Here is a 16,006-nt window from a genome sequence, read left to right as displayed (position 1 = left end):
GAGCGCATGAGCATCGAGGTGCGACCAGCGACCGACTTCGACGATGTGGCGACTCTCGTCGGCCCGAAGAAGCCGACATCGAACGTATGCTTCTGCCTGAGCTACCGCATAGGCAGCAAGGAGAACAACGCGCTTCGGGGCGCACAGCGTGCCGACCGCGTGCGCGAGCTCTGCCATCAGGACCCGCCGCCCGGAGTCATCGCCTATCTCGACGACGAGCCGGTGGGCTGGGCAGCGGTGCACCCCCGCAGCGCGACGAGTTTCGCGCGCAATCGGTTGATCCCGCACGTCGATGACCTCGAGGTGTGGTCGTTGTGGTGCATCCGGGTCCGCCCCGGCTATCGGAAGCAGGGAATCTCGCACGCACTGATCGAGGGTGCCGTCGCGCATGCGAAGCAGCAAGGTGCACCGGCGATCGAGGGCTATCCGGTCGACAATCACGGCGAGAAGGTGAATCCGACCATGGCCTACGTCGGAACCAGACGACTGTTCGAGGACGCGGGGTTCGAGAGGGCCGCTGACACCGGATCCACTCTCGACGGGTTTCCGCGGGTGCTGATGCGCCTCGATCTGCGGGGATCGCGCAGACGGTCGAAGAAAGCGTGAACCCGAAGGCGCCGCAGGGGCAATACATAGTGTGAGCACAGACAGTGAGATCATCCGGCGGTCGCTGGGTCGGCCGGAGGCGTTCGCCGAGCTGTTCGACCGCCATGCACGCGCGGTCAACGCGTTCGCGGCTTACCGCGTCGGTTCCGATGATGCCGAGGACGTGCTCAGCGAGACGTTCCTCGTCGCCTTCCGGCGCAGGGCCGATTTCGACCTGAGCAAGGAGTCGGCCGCACCGTGGCTGCTCGGCATCGCCTCGCGATTGATCCGCCGGCACCGGGCGGTCGAGGCGCGGCACTGGCGTTCTTTCGCTGCGGCAGTCAGTGAGAACGTGACGTCGCTCGGAGGCCTTGACGACGCGATGCGACGCGTGGATGCCGAGCGCGAGGTGCGCGCGCTCAGAGAGAGGATCGCGGGCCTTCCCGCGAAGGATCGAGAGACGCTGCTGCTGTACGCCTGGCAGGGCTTGAGCTACGACGACATCGCAGAGGCACTCGGGGTTCCCGTGGGCACCGTGCGATCGCGGCTGAATCGCGTTCGCAGGCGATTGGATCCCGCGCGAAGGATCCAGGCATTCGAGAAGCAGCAGGAAGGAGAACTCCGTGGACGTGTTTGAGAGGGTTCAGGAGACCAAGCCGGACCTCGACGATGCAGAATCGCATGTCGACGCGGCTCGTGCTCGGCTGATGAGCGAGATCACGGCAGGCACGAGTCCGGCCGCCATGCGCTCCGCCAGGCCGAGATGGGTCCTTGCCGGCTCGTTGGCGGGAGCCGCGGCCGCGGTCGTCGTCGGCGTTCTGGTCGTCACCGGAATCACACAGCCGACGACACCTGCGATCGAAGCAGTCCCGACACGTGAGCCGGGGCAGACTCTGTCGTCGCCAGAGCCAGAGCCAGAGCCAGAGCCAGAGCCCCCGACACAGGCCCCGATGACGTCGGCACAGGCATTCGGCGCCGCCGCGACCGCGGCGCGAACATTCACGGGGCTGACGCTGGCACCAGGACAGTACCTGCGGCTGCACACGCAATCGGAGCAGGTCGTCTATCACCAGCCCGATCCGGAAGGCGGGCAGTATCAGACTGACAGATCGAACGCCCAGAACGCCTGGCGCGGGACGTCGTCCTGGAGCAGCTACGCCCCGACCGATCTGTCGCAGCAGTGGCTGTATGCGACAGACCAGGCCTGGACCGTGACCGATACGTTCGGACCCGACGCGGCGCAACTGGCACAGGCGCACCAGGAGTCGATGTCGTCGAGTGGCGCGCCCTATTTCTCAGACGGGCCGGCAGCTCCCTGGGGCACGCCTGAAGGCTACGGTCTCGGGGCGTTCTTCGCGGCGATGCCGACGGATCCGGCGGGACTCATCCAGTGGATCCGCGAGAACCAGGGAGCCAGCACCGGCGACCAGGACTACAAGGTCGGCTGGGTTCTCATCGACCTGTTGTCCTACAATCTGGGGTCGAGCACGCAGCGCGCGACGATGTACGAGGCTCTCAGCATGCTCCCCGGCTCCGAGATCGTCTCCACCGACGGAAACCTCGCGACGCTGCGCTTCTCGGCGGCGACCGAGGCGCTCTCCGGAGAGCCAGCCATCCAGAATCGCGCTGTCACGATCGACACGACCACGGGCATCGTGCATGAGAAGACGGCGACTCTCGACACTCCCTCGGCCCTGGTCCCCGCCACCATGGCGGACGAGCGGTACGTGTACACCGTGAGCGTGGTGGATTCGCTTCCCTGATGTGGACGACGGGCGGGCGCGGGAGGTCGCGCCGACCTTCGATGTCGCACGCCGAAAGTAGACTCGAACCATGGCATCCGACTCCTTCGTCCACCTGCACGTGCACAGCGAGTACTCGATGCTCGACGGGGCGGCGAAGATCGCGGCGATGACCCAGGCGGCGGCCGACTACGAGATGCCGGCCATCGCGGTGACCGACCACGGGAACACCTTCGCGGCCTTCGAGTTCTACAAGGCGGCCAACGCGGCAGGGGTCAAGCCGATCATCGGACTCGAGGCATACGTCACGCCCGGCACGCATCGCAGTGACAAGACCCGGGTGCAGTGGGGATCCCCGGATCAGAAGAGCGACGACGTCTCGGGGTCCGGTGCTTACACGCACATGACGATGTGGAGCGAGACCACGCAGGGCATGCACAACCTGTTCCGCCTCAGCTCGCTGTCGAGCATGGAGGGCTACTACTTCAAACCCCGCATGGACCGCGAACTTCTGCAGACCTACGGCAAGGGTCTGATCGCCACCACAGGCTGCCCCTCGGGCGAGATCCAGACACGGCTGCGCCTCGGTCAGTACGACGCCGCCCGCGCCGCGGCCGCAGAGTTCCAAGACCTGTTCGGCAAGGAGAACTACTTCGCCGAGATCATGGATCACGGTCTCTCCATCGAGCGCAGGGTCATGACCGATCTGATCCGGCTCGCGAAGGATCTCAGCATCCCGCTCGTCGGCACGAACGATTCGCACTACACGCACCAGCACGAGGCAGACGCGCACGAGGCCCTGCTGTGCGTGCAGTCGGGCTCGACACTCGACGACCCCAACCGCTTCAAGTTCGACGGCGACGGCTACTACATCAAGACCGCCGCCGAGATGCGCCAGCTCTTCCGCGATCACCCCGAGGCGTGCGACAACACGCTGCTCATCGCCGAACGCTGCGAAGTCGAGTTCAACACGGCGGCCAACTACATGCCGCGCTTCCCGGTGCCGGACGGAGAGACCGAAGACAGCTGGCTCGTCAAGGAGGTCGAGGCCGGCCTCCACTACCGGTATCCGAACGGGATCCCCGACAAGGTGCGCAAGCAGGCCGAGTACGAGACCGGCATCATCCTGCAGATGGGGTTCCCCGGCTACTTCCTCGTCGTCGCCGACTTCATCAACTGGGCCAAGGACAACGGCATCCGTGTGGGGCCGGGCCGTGGGTCCGGTGCCGGTTCCATGGTCGCCTACGCCATGAAGATCACCGATCTCGATCCGCTCGAGCACGGCCTCATCTTCGAGCGGTTCCTGAACCCCGACCGCGTCTCGATGCCCGACTTCGACGTCGACTTCGATGACCGGCGCCGCGGCGAGGTCATCGACTACGTGACCAGGAAGTACGGATCCGAGCGGGTCGCCCAGATCGTCACGTACGGCACGATCAAGTCCAAGCAGGCGCTGAAGGATGCCGGCCGCGTGCTCGGCTTCCCGTTCAGCATGGGGGAGCGGCTGACCAAGGCGATGCCGCCGCCCGTGATGGGCAAGGACATGCCCCTCGACGGAATGTTCGACTCGGCGCACCCCCGCTACAAAGAGGCGAGCGAGTTCCGCGCTCTCATCGAGACCGACCCGGAGGCGAAGACGGTCTTCGACCGCGCACTCGGCCTCGAGGGTCTGAAGCGCCAGTGGGGCGTGCACGCCGCGGGCGTGATCATGTCGTCCGAGCCGTTGATCGACATCATCCCGATCATGCGCCGCGAGCAGGACGGCCAGATCGTCACGCAGTTCGACTACCCCTCGTGCGAGTCGCTCGGCCTGATCAAGATGGACTTCCTCGGGCTCCGCAACCTGACGATCATCTCGGACGCGCTCGACAACATCCGCACCAACCGCGGTGAAGAGCTCGACCTCGAACACCTCGCGCTCGACGACCGCGGGGCCTACGATCTGCTCGGCCGCGGCGAATCGCTCGGAGTCTTCCAGCTCGACGGCGGTCCGATGCGATCGCTCATGCGACTGATGCGCCCGGACAACTTCGGTGACATCTCGGCACTCATCGCGCTCTACCGTCCAGGGCCCATGGGCGCGAACTCGCACACGAACTATGCGCTGCGAAAGAACGGTCAGCAGCCCATCACGCCGATCCATCCGGAGTTCACCGAGTCGCTCGCCGACATCCTCGACGAGTCCTACGGCCTGATCATCTACCAGGAGCAGGTGATGGCCATCGCACAGCGTGTGGCCGGGTTCTCGCTCGGACAGGCCGACATCCTCCGCCGAGCGATGGGCAAGAAGAAGAAGTCAGAGCTCGACAAGCAGTTCGCGGGCTTCCAGGCGGGTATGCACGCGAACGGGTACTCCGACGGAGCCGTCAACGCGATCTGGGAGATCCTGCTTCCGTTCTCGGACTACGCCTTCAACAAAGCGCACTCGGCGGCCTACGGCGTCGTCTCGTACTGGACCGCCTATCTCAAGGCCCACTATCCCGCCGAGTACATGGCCGCGCTGCTCACCAGTGTCGGCGACTCGAAGGACAAGATGGCGCTGTACCTCAACGAGTGCCGTCGAATGGGCATCAAGGTGCTCCCACCCGATGTCTCGGAGTCGATCAAGTACTTCGCCGCCGTCGGCGACGACATCCGCTTCGGGTTGGGTGCCGTCCGCAACGTCGGCAGCAACGTGGTCGAGGGCATCATCGCGGCGCGCAAGGACGAGCGATTCACCTCGTTCCATCACTTCCTCGAGAAGGTGCCGCTGCATGTCTCGAACAAGCGCACGGTCGAATCGCTGATCAAGGCCGGTGCATTCGACTCGATGGGGGACTCCCGCCGAGCCCTTCTCGAGATCCACGAGGATGCCGTCGAGGCGGCTGTGGATCGCAAGCGGAACGAGGCGCAGGGCGCGATCGGCTTCGACTTCGACAGCCTGTACGACGACATGGAAGAGGCGGCGCCTGCCAAGGTCCCGGCGCGACCGGAGTGGATCAAGAAGGACAAACTCGCGTTCGAGCGAGAGATGCTCGGGCTCTACGTCTCCGACCACCCCCTGGCGGGGCTCGAAGTGCCGCTCGCCAAGCACGCGTCGATCTCGATCCACAACCTCATCAACTCCGACGACATGCAGGACGGCGAGCAGGTCACGGTCGCCGGTCTCGTGACGAGCGTCCAGCACCGTGTCGCGAAGGCCAGCGGAAACCCGTACGGCATGATCACGGTCGAGGACTTCAACGGCGAGGTGACGGTCATGTTCATGGGCAAGACCTACACCGAGTTCCAGCACATCCTGCAGCAGGACTCCATCCTCGCGGTGCGCGGACGGGTGTCGAAGCGCGATGACGGACTCAACCTGCATGCGCAGTCGGCCTTCGCGCCGGATGTCGGCTCCTTCGACGCCGCGGGCCCCCTCTCGCTCGTCCTGGCGGAGCAGAGGGCGACCGAGCGGGTGATGACCGAGCTCGCAGAGGTGCTGCGACGCCACAACGGCGACACCGAAGTGGTGTTGCGCGTGCATCGCGGCGGCACGGCGAAGGTCTTCGACGTGCCGATGCCGGTCAAGGTCTCCGCCGATCTGTTCGGCGATCTCAAATCTCTGCTCGGCCCGACCTGCCTGGGCTGAGCATCAGCGAAGCGCTGCTGCCCGAGGGGTCCTCACGGATGCACCGGGTAGTATCGGGACGCGTTCGGGTGCATGACGCAGAGGCTCTGCACCGTGGCGAAAGGACCCTCCCATGAGCACGGAATCACCCTTCCTGAACAACGACGAGTCGGATGCAGACCGTTCCTCGGCCGCACCCGAAGTGGCCTTCGAGGAGGACTTCTCCGATGATGACGGCGTTCTCTACGATGACGAGGTGACGCCGGAGTACGGCATCCTCGGTTTCACTCTGAGGGAGCTGCTCATCGTCGGCGTGTGGCTCATCGCCTTCATCGCCTCGTTCTTCCCCTACGTCGGCGACGCCTCGATCTGGGGCGCCGGAATCCAGTGGATCCTGCCCATCGGCGTGCCGACGGTCGCCGTGTTCCTGGTGATCCTCCGCCGCTTCTCGCCGGACGGCATCCGCCGCGTCGGATCGCTGGGAATCGACCAGTTCGCATCGGTCGCGTTCTCCGTCTCGGCCGTCTTCTGGCTGGGAGCCCTCTGGAACGCGGTCGCCTTCGTGATCGAGTTCGGCGTCTTCGGGCTGCCCTGGAACGGCGTGGTCCAGCTTCTCGCGGCGCTCGCGCTCGTCGTCCTCACCGTGTTCGCTCCGCTGGTGCCCGGCCTCAAGGAGGACTTCCAGGGCCGCCTCGTCACGCTCGCGCACCGCAATGCCAATCCGGTCCGACCGGTCATCGCGCGCCCGCGCCCCGAGCCCGCCCCCGAGGCGAGCGACACGCCCGCCGGCCCAGAGGCAGCCGCTGCGCCGCACGCGGCGGCTGCTGCTCCCCACCTCGCGGCCGATCCGTCGTTCGACGCCGCTCCCGAGCCCCAGGTCGCCCCGGCGTACTCGACAGACCCTGCCCCGGCGTACTCGACAGACTCTGCTCCGACGCACACGACAGACGACACCCCTGCGCCGCACACGACCGAGACTGCCCCTCCGGCGTATACGACCGCGGCCGCTCCGGCTGCCGGTCTCGACGTTGAGCTGTCCGAAGCCCAGGCGACCGACGAGGTCGCCCGTCTCGATCTCGCCGAGCAGGTGCCGCTCTCCTCGCACGCCTCCGGCGGGGGGACAGGTACCGAGGAGACGACTTCCGATGAGGACTACGTCCCCGCCTACTCGCGTCGATCGCGCGGTCAGGAGCCCGAGATCGTATCCGACACCGGCAGCATCGAGTCTCTTCTGGGAACGACCGCTCGTGACGTCTCGTCGGCCGAGACGACCGCATTCCCCGCCGTCGACGACGAGACCGACTTCACCGCGACGAACCCGCAGCACGACTTCGCGGCGCCGCAGCCTTTCTGGATCCTCGCGCCGACCGAGCGTGACGTGCACGACGAGCGCGGCGAGAGCATCTTCCGAGTCGGTCCGAGCGCCTGGGCTCTCGTCATCGAGGACCGCGGTGGTGCATTCGTCATCAGACACGACGACGGTCGCATCGGCTACCTGCACGACATCTCAGACATCACGAGAGGCTGACCTTGCGCACGATCGATCTGCGGGGGCGCACGCTCTCGCCGGCTGACATGCTCGCGGCTGTGCCGCGCGCCACCCAGGCACGAGCCGAGGCTCTCGACACCGCGGCTCGAATCGTCGACGATGTGCGCGAGCGGGGCGAAGAGGCTCTGCGCGAGCAGGCCGAACGTTTCGATCGTGTCTCCGGACACGAGATCCGTGTGCCCGCGCAGCACATCGCCGAGGCCCTCGAGAGCCTCGCGCCCGACGTCCGCCTCGCTCTCGAGGAGGCGATCCGCCGAGTGCGCATCGCCTCGGCGGCGCAGGTCCCCGAGCGTCAGATCACGCGGATCGGAGCCGGCGCGACGATCACCCAGCGCTGGCAGCCCGTCCACCGTGCGGGGGTGTACATCCCCGGAGGCAAAGCGGTCTATCCCTCCAGTGTCATCATGAACGTCGTCCCGGCGCAGGTCGCGGGCGTGCAGCAGATCGCACTCGCCTCACCGCCGCAGGAGGACCAGGGTGGCCGCGTGCACCCCACGATCCTCGCCGCGGCGGGCCTGCTCGGCATCACGGAGGTGTACGCGATCGGCGGAGCAGGCGCGATCGGATCCTTCGCGCACGGCGTCGAGGGAATCGGGCTCGACCCGGTCGACGTCCTGTCGGGGCCGGGGAACAACTACGTCGCCTCCGCCAAGCGGGCTGTGGCGGGCGTCGTCGGCACCGACTCCGAGGCGGGGGCAACCGAGATCCTCGTCGTGGCAGATGCGGCAGCTGACCCACGACTTATCGCGGCCGACCTCGTCAGCCAGGCGGAGCACGATGAGCAGGCATCGGCCGTGCTCGTCACAGACTCCCCGGAGTTGGCCGATCGCGTCGCCGCGGAGGTCGAGCGGCACGCGGGCGCCACGCGTCACGCGACGCGAGTGGCGGCAGCGCTGGACGGGCCGCAGTCGGCCATCGTCCTGGTCGATGACCGTGCGATGGCGACGGCGTTCAGCAACGCGTATGCTCCCGAGCACCTCGAGCTGCACCTCCAAGACGCCGAGGCCGCGGCCGACAGCTTCACCAGCGCGGGTGCCGTGTTCGTCGGAGATCACACCCCCGTGAGTCTCGGCGACTACATGGCCGGCAGCAACCACGTCCTGCCGACCGGGGGACAGGCGCGCTACGCGCCCGGACTCGGTGCATACACGTTCCTGCGTCCGCAGCAGGTCATCTCCTACGATCGCGCCGCACTCGCAGACGTGCGCGCGGGAGTCGTCGCCCTCGCCGAGACCGAGGCGCTTCCCGCACACGGTGAGGCGATCGAGGCGCGTTTCACCGCGTAGGATCGGTCAGATGCACTGCCCCTTCTGCCGTCACTCGGACTCTCGGGTCATCGATTCGCGCACCAGTGATGACGGTCTCTCGATCCGTCGTCGACGTCAGTGCCCTGAGTGCGGCGGTCGTTTCACGACGACGGAGACGGCGAGCCTCAACGTGATCAAGAGATCCGGTGTCATGGAGCCGTTCAGCCGAGAGAAGGTGATCTCGGGCGTGCGCAAGGCCTGTCAGGGGCGGCCCGTCACCGAAGCCGATCTGGCGATCCTCGCTCAGCGGGTGGAGGAGGCCGTCCGACAGACGGGTGTCTCCCAGCTCGACACGAACGAGATCGGCTTGGCGATCCTCGGACCTCTCCGCGACCTGGACGAGGTCGCATACCTGCGCTTCGCGAGCGTGTATCAGGCCTTCGACTCGCTCGAGGACTTCGAGAGCGCGATCACCGATCTTCGCGCCGACCACGTCGAGCCGGAGTCGGTCGACCGGTAATCTGGCAGGGATGTATCCGCTGCTCTTTCGCGCTGTCCTGTCGCGCTTCGACCCTGAGTTCGCCCACCACGCCGGTATGGCGGTGATTCGCGTGCTCGGGGCGCCGCCCTTCTCCTGGGCGACGCGTGCTCTGACGAAGCCCGACCCGTCGCTGCAGGTGCAGGCCCTCGGATTGACGTTCTCCTCGCCCTTCGGGATCGCGGCCGGTTTCGACAAGAACGCGGTCGGCGTGCGCGGTCTCGCTGCGCTCGGCTTCGGGCATGTCGAGGTCGGCACCGTCACTGCGATCCCTCAGGACGGAAACCCGAAGCCCCGGCTGTTCCGCCTCATCGCCGATCGAGCGGTCATCAACCGCATGGGGTTCAACAACGAGGGTGCAGATGCCGCAGCCCGGCGTCTCGCGCGACTGCGGCGTGGAGCACCCGACACGGTCATCGGCGTGAACATCGGCAAGAGCCGGGTCGTCGATGTCGAGAACGCCACCGCCGACTATGTGGCGTCGGCGACGAGGCTCGCGCCACTCGCGGACTATCTGGCCGTCAACGTCTCCTCTCCGAACACCCCCGGTCTTCGGGGGCTTCAGGCCGTCGAGACACTGGCTCCGCTGCTCAGAGCGGTGCGCGCAGCATCCGGTGAGACTCCGCTGCTCGTCAAGATCGCCCCCGATCTCTCCGACGAGGAGATCGTCGCCATCGCGAACCTCGCAGTCGACGAAGGGCTGGCCGGCATCATCGCTCACAACACCACCGTGAGCCGGGACGGCCTCACGACGGATGCGGACACGGTCGCGCAGATCGGAGCGGGCGGACTCTCCGGCGCGCCGCTCAAGGAGCGTTCCCTGCAGGTGCTGCGGCTCGTGCGCTCAGCTGTGCCCGAGGAGTTCTGCGTGATCGCCGTCGGGGGAGTGGAGACGCCGTCCGACGTGCAGGAGCGGCTCGAAGCCGGAGCGACGCTCGTGCAGGGCTATACGGCCTTCCTGTACCGCGGTCCCTTCTGGGGGCGCGAGATCAACCGGGGCCTCGTCGCGCGCTGAGTCGCCGCATGCACGAAGGCGAGAGGCGCCTCGTGCTCTGGGAGCAGGAGACGCCTCTCGGGGAGATCTGAGGATCAGGCGGGGTAGTCGCCGCGCTTCACCTGGGGCTTGGGCAGACGCATGAACCGCATCTGCAGCGACCGCATCGCGGCGTACCAGCCGAGGCCACGCTCCATGCGCTCCTTGCCGAACTTCGCGGCGATCTTGCGCTTGACGCGCATCCCCAGCAGCACCATGCCGCCGATCGCGAGGATCAGGTACGCCATCATGACCAGGTATGCCCAGCCGGCGATGGCGAATCCGCCGATGGCGAGGTTCGCGGGCAGAAGCGAGATCAGGATGACGAGCACCATGACACCCATGACGAATTCGGCCGCGTGCCAGCCGGCGTCGACGTAGTCGCGGACCCACCGGCGCTGTGGCCCCTTGTCGCGAGCCGGGAGGTACTTCTCCTCGCCGGCAGCCAGACCGGCCTGTGCGCGGTTGCGTCGTTCGTTGAGCTCTGCGCGTGCGGCGGCCTTCGCCTCTTTGGTGTTCGCGACCAGAGGCCGACGGCGCGCCGCCTCCTGCTCGGCCCGGGTCGGCGTCGCGCGTCCCTTGCCCGACGCAGTCGTCTCGGGGGCGTCGTCATTCGTCGAAGGGGGGACAGGGGTAGTGGCCACGAGGTTCCTCGGTTCAGTGAAGGCGGATCACCTTAAGATTACTCGCATGACATCTCCTGCCCAGCCCGGCGACCAGAATCTGTCCAGCGAACGCGAGCCCGCCGTCCTCGAGGCGGTCTCGACGGGGTTTCCCGCGGCGCTGAGCGACCTGGGCGCGCTCGTCCGCATCCCCGGCATGGCATGGCCTGCGTTCGATCAGACGCAGCTCGAACGCAGCTCCGAAGCAGTCGCGGCACTGGCCACGGCAACCGGGGTCTTCGACGACGTGCGCGTTCTCCGTGCCGCGATCCCCGGCACCGACGAGCACGGGCAGCCGGCGGTGCTCGCGACGCGCGCAGCGCGCAACGGCAAGCCGACGATCCTGCTCTACGCGCACCACGACGTACAGCCTCCGGGTGACGCCGCGCTGTGGGAGACGCCGCCGTTCGAGCCCACCGTCCGCGGCGGACGTCTCTACGGTCGAGGCGCTGCGGACGACAAGGCGGGCATCATGGCGCACATCGCTTCGATCCGTGCGGTCGCCGAGGTCGTCGGCGACGATCTGGAACTGGGCATTGCGATGTTCATCGAGGGCGAAGAGGAGTACGGTTCCCGTTCCTTCGCGCAGTTCCTCTCCGACAACAAGGAGGCGCTGCGTGCGGATGCCATCGTGGTCGCGGACTCGGGAAACTGGGACTCGGTGACTCCCGGCCTCACGGTCTCGCTCCGCGGCAACGCACGATTCACCGTGCGCGTGCGCACGCTCGACCACGCATCGCACTCGGGGATGTTCGGGGGAGCCGTCGCCGACGCGATGATGGCCACGGTCAAGATGCTCTCCACGCTCTGGAACGAAGACGGCTCTGTCGCGGTCGAGGGGATGACCGAGCGCGATGCGCCCACTCCCGAATACACCGAGGAGACGCTTCGGGACGAAGCGGGCCTTCTGCCCGGCACCTCGCCGATCGGCGGCGGCAGCATCCTCAGCCGGATCTGGAACAAGCCCGCGGTGACCGTCATCGGAATCGATGCGACCAGTGTCGCGGCGGCGTCGAACACCCTTCTTCCCGAGGTGACGGTCGTCGTGAGCGCGCGCGTCGCGCCTGGTCAGACCGGTGAGGACGCGTATGCCGCTCTCGAGGCGCATCTGCGAGCGAACGCGCCGTACGGCGCGGAGCTGACGTTCTCGGACGTCGATCTCGGCAACGGCTTCCTCGTCGACACCAGTGGCTGGGCCGTCGCGCTCACCCGCGACGCCATGCGGGACGGCTACGGCGTCGCCCCTGTCGATCTCGGCGTCGGCGGATCGATCCCGTTCATCGCCGACCTCGTGCGGGAGTTCCCCGATGCGCAGATCCTCGTGACCGGCGTCGAGGACCCGCACTCGCGGGCCCACAGCCCCAACGAATCCCTGCATCTCGACACGTTCCGCCACGCCGTGGCGACCGAGGCCCTGCTGCTCTCGCGGATGAACGACATCATCATCTGAGCCCGATCGTCGAGGCTGAGGGTAAAATCGAGTTACCAGCCGTGCGAGCACGGCCCGTCCGAAGGAGAGACATGAGCGACACCACACTGACCTCAGCAGAGACCACCCAGGCGCACGGCGTGAAGCTGACCGACGCCGCGGCGATCAAGGTGAAGAACCTCCTCGAGCAGGAAGGCCGTGACGACCTGCGTCTGCGCGTCGCCGTCCAGCCCGGCGGATGCTCCGGCCTGATCTACCAGCTGTACTTCGACGAGCGGTTCCTCGAGGGGGACGAGACCGTCGACTTCGACGGCGTCGAGGTCATCATCGACAACATGAGCGTCCCGTACCTCGATGGCGCATCCATCGATTTCAAGGACACGATCTCCGAGCAGGGCTTCACGATCGACAACCCCAACGCCGCGGGCAGCTGCGCCTGCGGAGACAGCTTCCACTGACCCGGACCCCTCCGCCAACCTGCGTGGTTGGCATGAATCAGGTGTGAGGTTGCCCTAGACTTGGGTGTGCCCTGTCCGCAATCTGAAAGGTGCATCGTGCCCTCGAAACGCCGCCTTCGTTGGGCCGCTCTCCCCCTGGGAGTAGCGGCAGCCGTGGCCCTGGCGGGATGTACTGCCACTGAGCTGAACGGTTACCTCCCGGGCTTCGTGGAGGGTGAGCCTGCGGCCACCAACCAGACCGAGCGCGTGTCGTCGCTCTGGGTCAACTCGTGGATCGTCCTGCTCGCCGTCGGCGTGATCACCTGGGGCCTGATGGCCTGGGCCGCGATCGCCTACCGCCGCCGCAAGGGCCAGACGGGTCTGCCCGTGCAGATGCGCTACAACATGCCGATCGAGATCTTCTACACGGTCGTGCCGCTGATCCTCGTGCTGGGAATGTTCTTCTTCACGGCCCGTGACCAGTCGGCGATCGAGGCGAAGTGGGACGAGCCCGACGTCGAGATCACGGCGATCGCCAAGCAGTGGGCGTGGGACTTCCAGTACGACGGCGAAGAGGAAGACAACTCCGACGCCGTCTGGACCATGGGAATCCAGGCTCAGCCCGATGCGGACGGCAACATCGACCAGGCGCAGCTGCCCACCCTGGTGCTGCCGGTCGACCAGAAGGTCACGATCAACCTCCAGTCTCGCGACGTCATCCACTCCTTCTGGATCATCGACTTCCTCTACAAGAAGGACATGTACATCGGGAAGGACAACTCCTGGTCCTTCATCCCGACCCGTGTCGGCGAGTACGCAGGCAAGTGCGCCGAACTGTGCGGCGAGTACCACTCGATGATGCTCTTCAACGTCAAGGTCGTCGAGCAGGACGAGTACGACGCCTACCTCCAGACTCTCGAGGAGGAAGGCAACACCGGAGACATCACGGACGCCTACGACCGTCTGTCGAACTACCCCGGGACCACCGCCCCGACCTCCGAGGAAGGAGAGGAGTAAGCCATGTCGACCACTGAAGCCCCCCGCACCGACGAGGCCCCTCGCTCTCGACCCACCACTCTGCCCGCACGCCAGGCTGCTCTCATGAGCACGTCGCGCGTCGAGCAGAAGGGCAACATCGTCGTCAAGTGGATCACCTCCACCGACCACAAGACGATCGGGTACATGTACCTCATCGCCTCGGTGCTGTTCTTCCTCCTCGGCGGCGTGATGGCCCTCGTCATCCGCGCAGAGCTGTTCGCTCCCGGGATGCAGATCATCCCGACCAAGGAGCAGTACAACCAGCTCTTCACGATGCACGGCACGATCATGCTCCTCATGTTCGCGACGCCGCTCTTCGCCGGCTTCGCGAACGCGATCCTGCCGCTTCAGCTCGGTGCACCGGATGTGGCGTTCCCGCGTCTGAACGCCTTCGCCTTCTGGCTCTTCCTGTTCGGCTCGACCATCGCGGTCGCCGGCTTCCTCACCCCGCAGGGCGCAGCGTCGTTCGGCTGGTTCGCCTACCAGCCGCTCGCCAGCGCGTCGTTCTCGCCGGGTGCAGGTGGAAACCTCTGGATGGTCGGACTCGGAATCTCCGGTTTCGGAACGATCCTCGGCGCGGTGAACTTCATCACCACCGTGATCACGATGCGTGCTCCCGGAATGACGATGTGGCGTATGCCGATCTTCTCGTGGAACACGCTCATCACGAGCCTTCTGATCCTCATGGCGTTCCCCGTCCTCGCAGCGGCGATCTTCGCTGCAGCCGCGGACCGCATCCTCGGCGCTCACATCTACGACCCGGCGAACGGCGGTGTTCTGCTCTGGCAGCACCTCTTCTGGTTCTTCGGTCACCCTGAGGTGTACATCATCGCCCTGCCGTTCTTCGGAATCGTGTCGGAGATCTTCCCGGTCTTCAGCCGCAAGCCGATCTTCGGGTACAAGACGCTCGTCTACGCGACGATCGCCATCGCCGCGCTGTCCGTCGCCGTGTGGGCGCACCACATGTACGTGACCGGCTCGGTCCTGCTGCCGTTCTTCGCCCTGATGACCATGCTCATCGCGGTGCCGACGGGTGTGAAGATCTTCAACTGGATCGGCACCCTCTGGCGTGGGTCCGTGACGTTCGAGACGCCGATGGTGTTCGCGCTCGGCTTCCTGGTGTCGTTCGTCTTCGGTGGTCTGACCGGCGTGATCCTCGCGGCTCCGCCCCTCGACTTCGCACTGTCCGACTCCTACTTCGTCGTCGCGCACTTCCACTACGTCGTCTTCGGCACCGTGGTGTTCGCGATGTTCGCCGGCTTCTACTTCTGGTGGCCGAAGTGGACAGGACGCATGCTCAACGAGCGTCTCGGCTACGTGCACTTCTGGATGCTGTTCATCGGCTTCCACATGACGTTCCTCATCCAGCACTGGCTGGGTGTCGACGGCATGGTGCGTCGCTACGCCGACTACTCGGCGGCTGACGGCTGGACCTGGCAGAACCAGGTCTCGACGATCGGTGCGATCATCCTCGGCGCGTCCATGCTGCCGTTCTTCCTGAACGTCTGGATCACGGCTCGCAAGGCGCCCAAGGTCACGGTCAACGACCCGTGGGGCTATGGAGCTTCGCTCGAGTGGGCGACCTCCTGCCCGCCGCCGCGCCACAACTTCACGTCGATCCCGCGCATCCGCAGCGAGCGTCCTGCATTCGACCTGAACCACCCGGAGGCGGCGGAGTTCACACCGGCCGCACCCGGCGAGCGAGAGGGCCACTGAGCCATGCGCGACAACGTCATCCTCTGGTGGGTCCTGACCGCCTTCTTCGCACTGGTCGGAGTCGTCTACACCGGCTGGCACATCCTTGCCACGCCGTCGGACAACTTCGCCGAGCGCATCGAGTGGGTCGGCACCGTGGCACTGTTCTTCGCCGCGTTCATGGGCGCGATGATCGCCTTCTACCTCGACCGCACGCACAAGGCTCAGAACGGCGAGCTGCCTGAGGACATCCTCACGAGCGACATCGACGACGGCGACCCCGAACTGGGCGAGTTCAGCCCCTGGTCCTGGTGGCCGATCGTGCTCGCCGGATCCGCCGGAGTCTTCGTGGTGGGTCTCGCCGTCGGGCACTTCCTGCTCCCGATCGGCCTGGCGATCTTCGTGGTCGCGATCGTCGGCTGGGTCTACGAGTACTACCGCGGGAACTTCGCCCGCTGACAT

General features: G+C 66.4%; 14 protein-coding genes. 13 read left to right on the top strand and 1 reads right to left on the bottom strand.

All coding sequences use genetic code 11. From position 1 onward, the window contains the following. The first annotated feature begins 6 nt into the window (after positions 1-6). From MRBLMI13_RS06440 to MRBLMI13_RS06405, 8 genes are all read left to right on the top strand, one after another. A complete protein-coding gene (locus MRBLMI13_RS06440; protein ID WP_367819656.1) occupies positions 7-606 on the top strand; it encodes a GNAT family N-acetyltransferase in 600 nt (199 codons plus the stop codon). Between the two features lie 31 nt (positions 607-637). Further along, positions 638-1,222 carry an RNA polymerase sigma factor gene (locus MRBLMI13_RS06435; protein WP_367819657.1) on the top strand — a complete coding sequence of 195 codons (585 nt, stop codon included), beginning with the start codon at positions 638-640 and terminating at the stop codon, positions 1,220-1,222. Positions 1,223-1,535: 313 nt separating this feature from the next. After that, positions 1,536-2,348 carry a hypothetical protein gene (locus MRBLMI13_RS06430; RefSeq protein ID WP_367819659.1) on the top strand — a complete coding sequence of 271 codons (813 nt, stop codon included), beginning with the start codon at positions 1,536-1,538 and terminating at the stop codon, positions 2,346-2,348. Positions 2,349-2,418: 70 nt separating this feature from the next. Further along, a complete protein-coding gene (gene dnaE / locus MRBLMI13_RS06425) occupies positions 2,419-5,937 on the top strand; it encodes a DNA polymerase III subunit alpha (RefSeq protein WP_042538419.1) in 3,519 nt (1,172 codons plus the stop codon). A 112-nt stretch (positions 5,938-6,049) separates the two neighbouring features. Continuing rightward, positions 6,050-7,444 (top strand): hypothetical protein, encoded by a 1,395-nt coding sequence (locus MRBLMI13_RS06420; protein ID WP_367819661.1) that lies wholly within the window; start codon positions 6,050-6,052, stop codon positions 7,442-7,444. A 2-nt stretch (positions 7,445-7,446) separates the two neighbouring features. Continuing rightward, complete coding sequence (gene hisD / locus MRBLMI13_RS06415; RefSeq protein ID WP_042538417.1) at positions 7,447-8,751, top strand: histidinol dehydrogenase; 1,305 nt, start codon at positions 7,447-7,449, stop codon at positions 8,749-8,751. A gap of 10 nt (positions 8,752-8,761) precedes the next feature. Further along, positions 8,762-9,232 (top strand): transcriptional regulator NrdR, encoded by a 471-nt coding sequence (nrdR, locus tag MRBLMI13_RS06410; RefSeq protein WP_042538415.1) that lies wholly within the window; start codon positions 8,762-8,764, stop codon positions 9,230-9,232. Positions 9,233-9,242: 10 nt separating this feature from the next. Beyond that, the gene (locus MRBLMI13_RS06405) at positions 9,243-10,265 is read left to right on the top strand and encodes a quinone-dependent dihydroorotate dehydrogenase (protein ID WP_367819664.1); all 1,023 of its coding nucleotides are present in this window, start codon (positions 9,243-9,245) and stop codon (positions 10,263-10,265) included. A gap of 74 nt (positions 10,266-10,339) precedes the next feature. On the opposite strand, the gene MRBLMI13_RS06400 is transcribed toward MRBLMI13_RS06405, so the two are convergent. Continuing rightward, positions 10,340-10,927 carry a DUF3043 domain-containing protein gene (locus tag MRBLMI13_RS06400; RefSeq protein WP_367819666.1) on the bottom strand — a complete coding sequence of 196 codons (588 nt, stop codon included), beginning with the start codon at positions 10,925-10,927 and terminating at the stop codon, positions 10,340-10,342. Between the two features lie 46 nt (positions 10,928-10,973). Here MRBLMI13_RS06400 and MRBLMI13_RS06395 point away from each other — a divergent pair, with 46 nt between their 5' ends. The 5 genes from MRBLMI13_RS06395 (at position 10,974) to MRBLMI13_RS06375 (ending at position 16,003) form a co-directional block, all read left to right on the top strand. Next, positions 10,974-12,395, top strand: coding sequence for a dipeptidase (locus tag MRBLMI13_RS06395; protein WP_367819668.1), 1,422 nt, complete (start codon positions 10,974-10,976; stop codon positions 12,393-12,395). A 71-nt stretch (positions 12,396-12,466) separates the two neighbouring features. Continuing rightward, a complete protein-coding gene (erpA, locus tag MRBLMI13_RS06390) occupies positions 12,467-12,832 on the top strand; it encodes an iron-sulfur cluster insertion protein ErpA (RefSeq protein ID WP_042538408.1) in 366 nt (121 codons plus the stop codon). 96 nt (positions 12,833-12,928) lie between these two features. Further along, positions 12,929-13,828 (top strand): cytochrome c oxidase subunit II, encoded by a 900-nt coding sequence (gene coxB, locus MRBLMI13_RS06385; protein WP_056377194.1) that lies wholly within the window; start codon positions 12,929-12,931, stop codon positions 13,826-13,828. Between the two features lie 3 nt (positions 13,829-13,831). Next, positions 13,832-15,565, top strand: coding sequence for a cytochrome c oxidase subunit I (gene ctaD / locus MRBLMI13_RS06380; protein WP_042538403.1), 1,734 nt, complete (start codon positions 13,832-13,834; stop codon positions 15,563-15,565). A gap of 3 nt (positions 15,566-15,568) precedes the next feature. Beyond that, entirely contained in the window at positions 15,569-16,003 is a 435-nt protein-coding gene (locus tag MRBLMI13_RS06375) for a cytochrome c oxidase subunit 4 (RefSeq protein ID WP_042538402.1), read from the top strand. Positions 16,004-16,006: the final 3 nt, after the last annotated feature.

This window comes from Microbacterium sp. LMI13-1-1.1 (assembly GCF_040815625.1).
Taxonomy (GTDB): Bacteria; Actinomycetota; Actinomycetes; order Actinomycetales; family Microbacteriaceae; genus Microbacterium; species Microbacterium forte.
The sequence above is the reverse complement of the archived record's forward strand: the minus strand, read 5'-3'. Positions and strand labels throughout refer to the sequence as shown.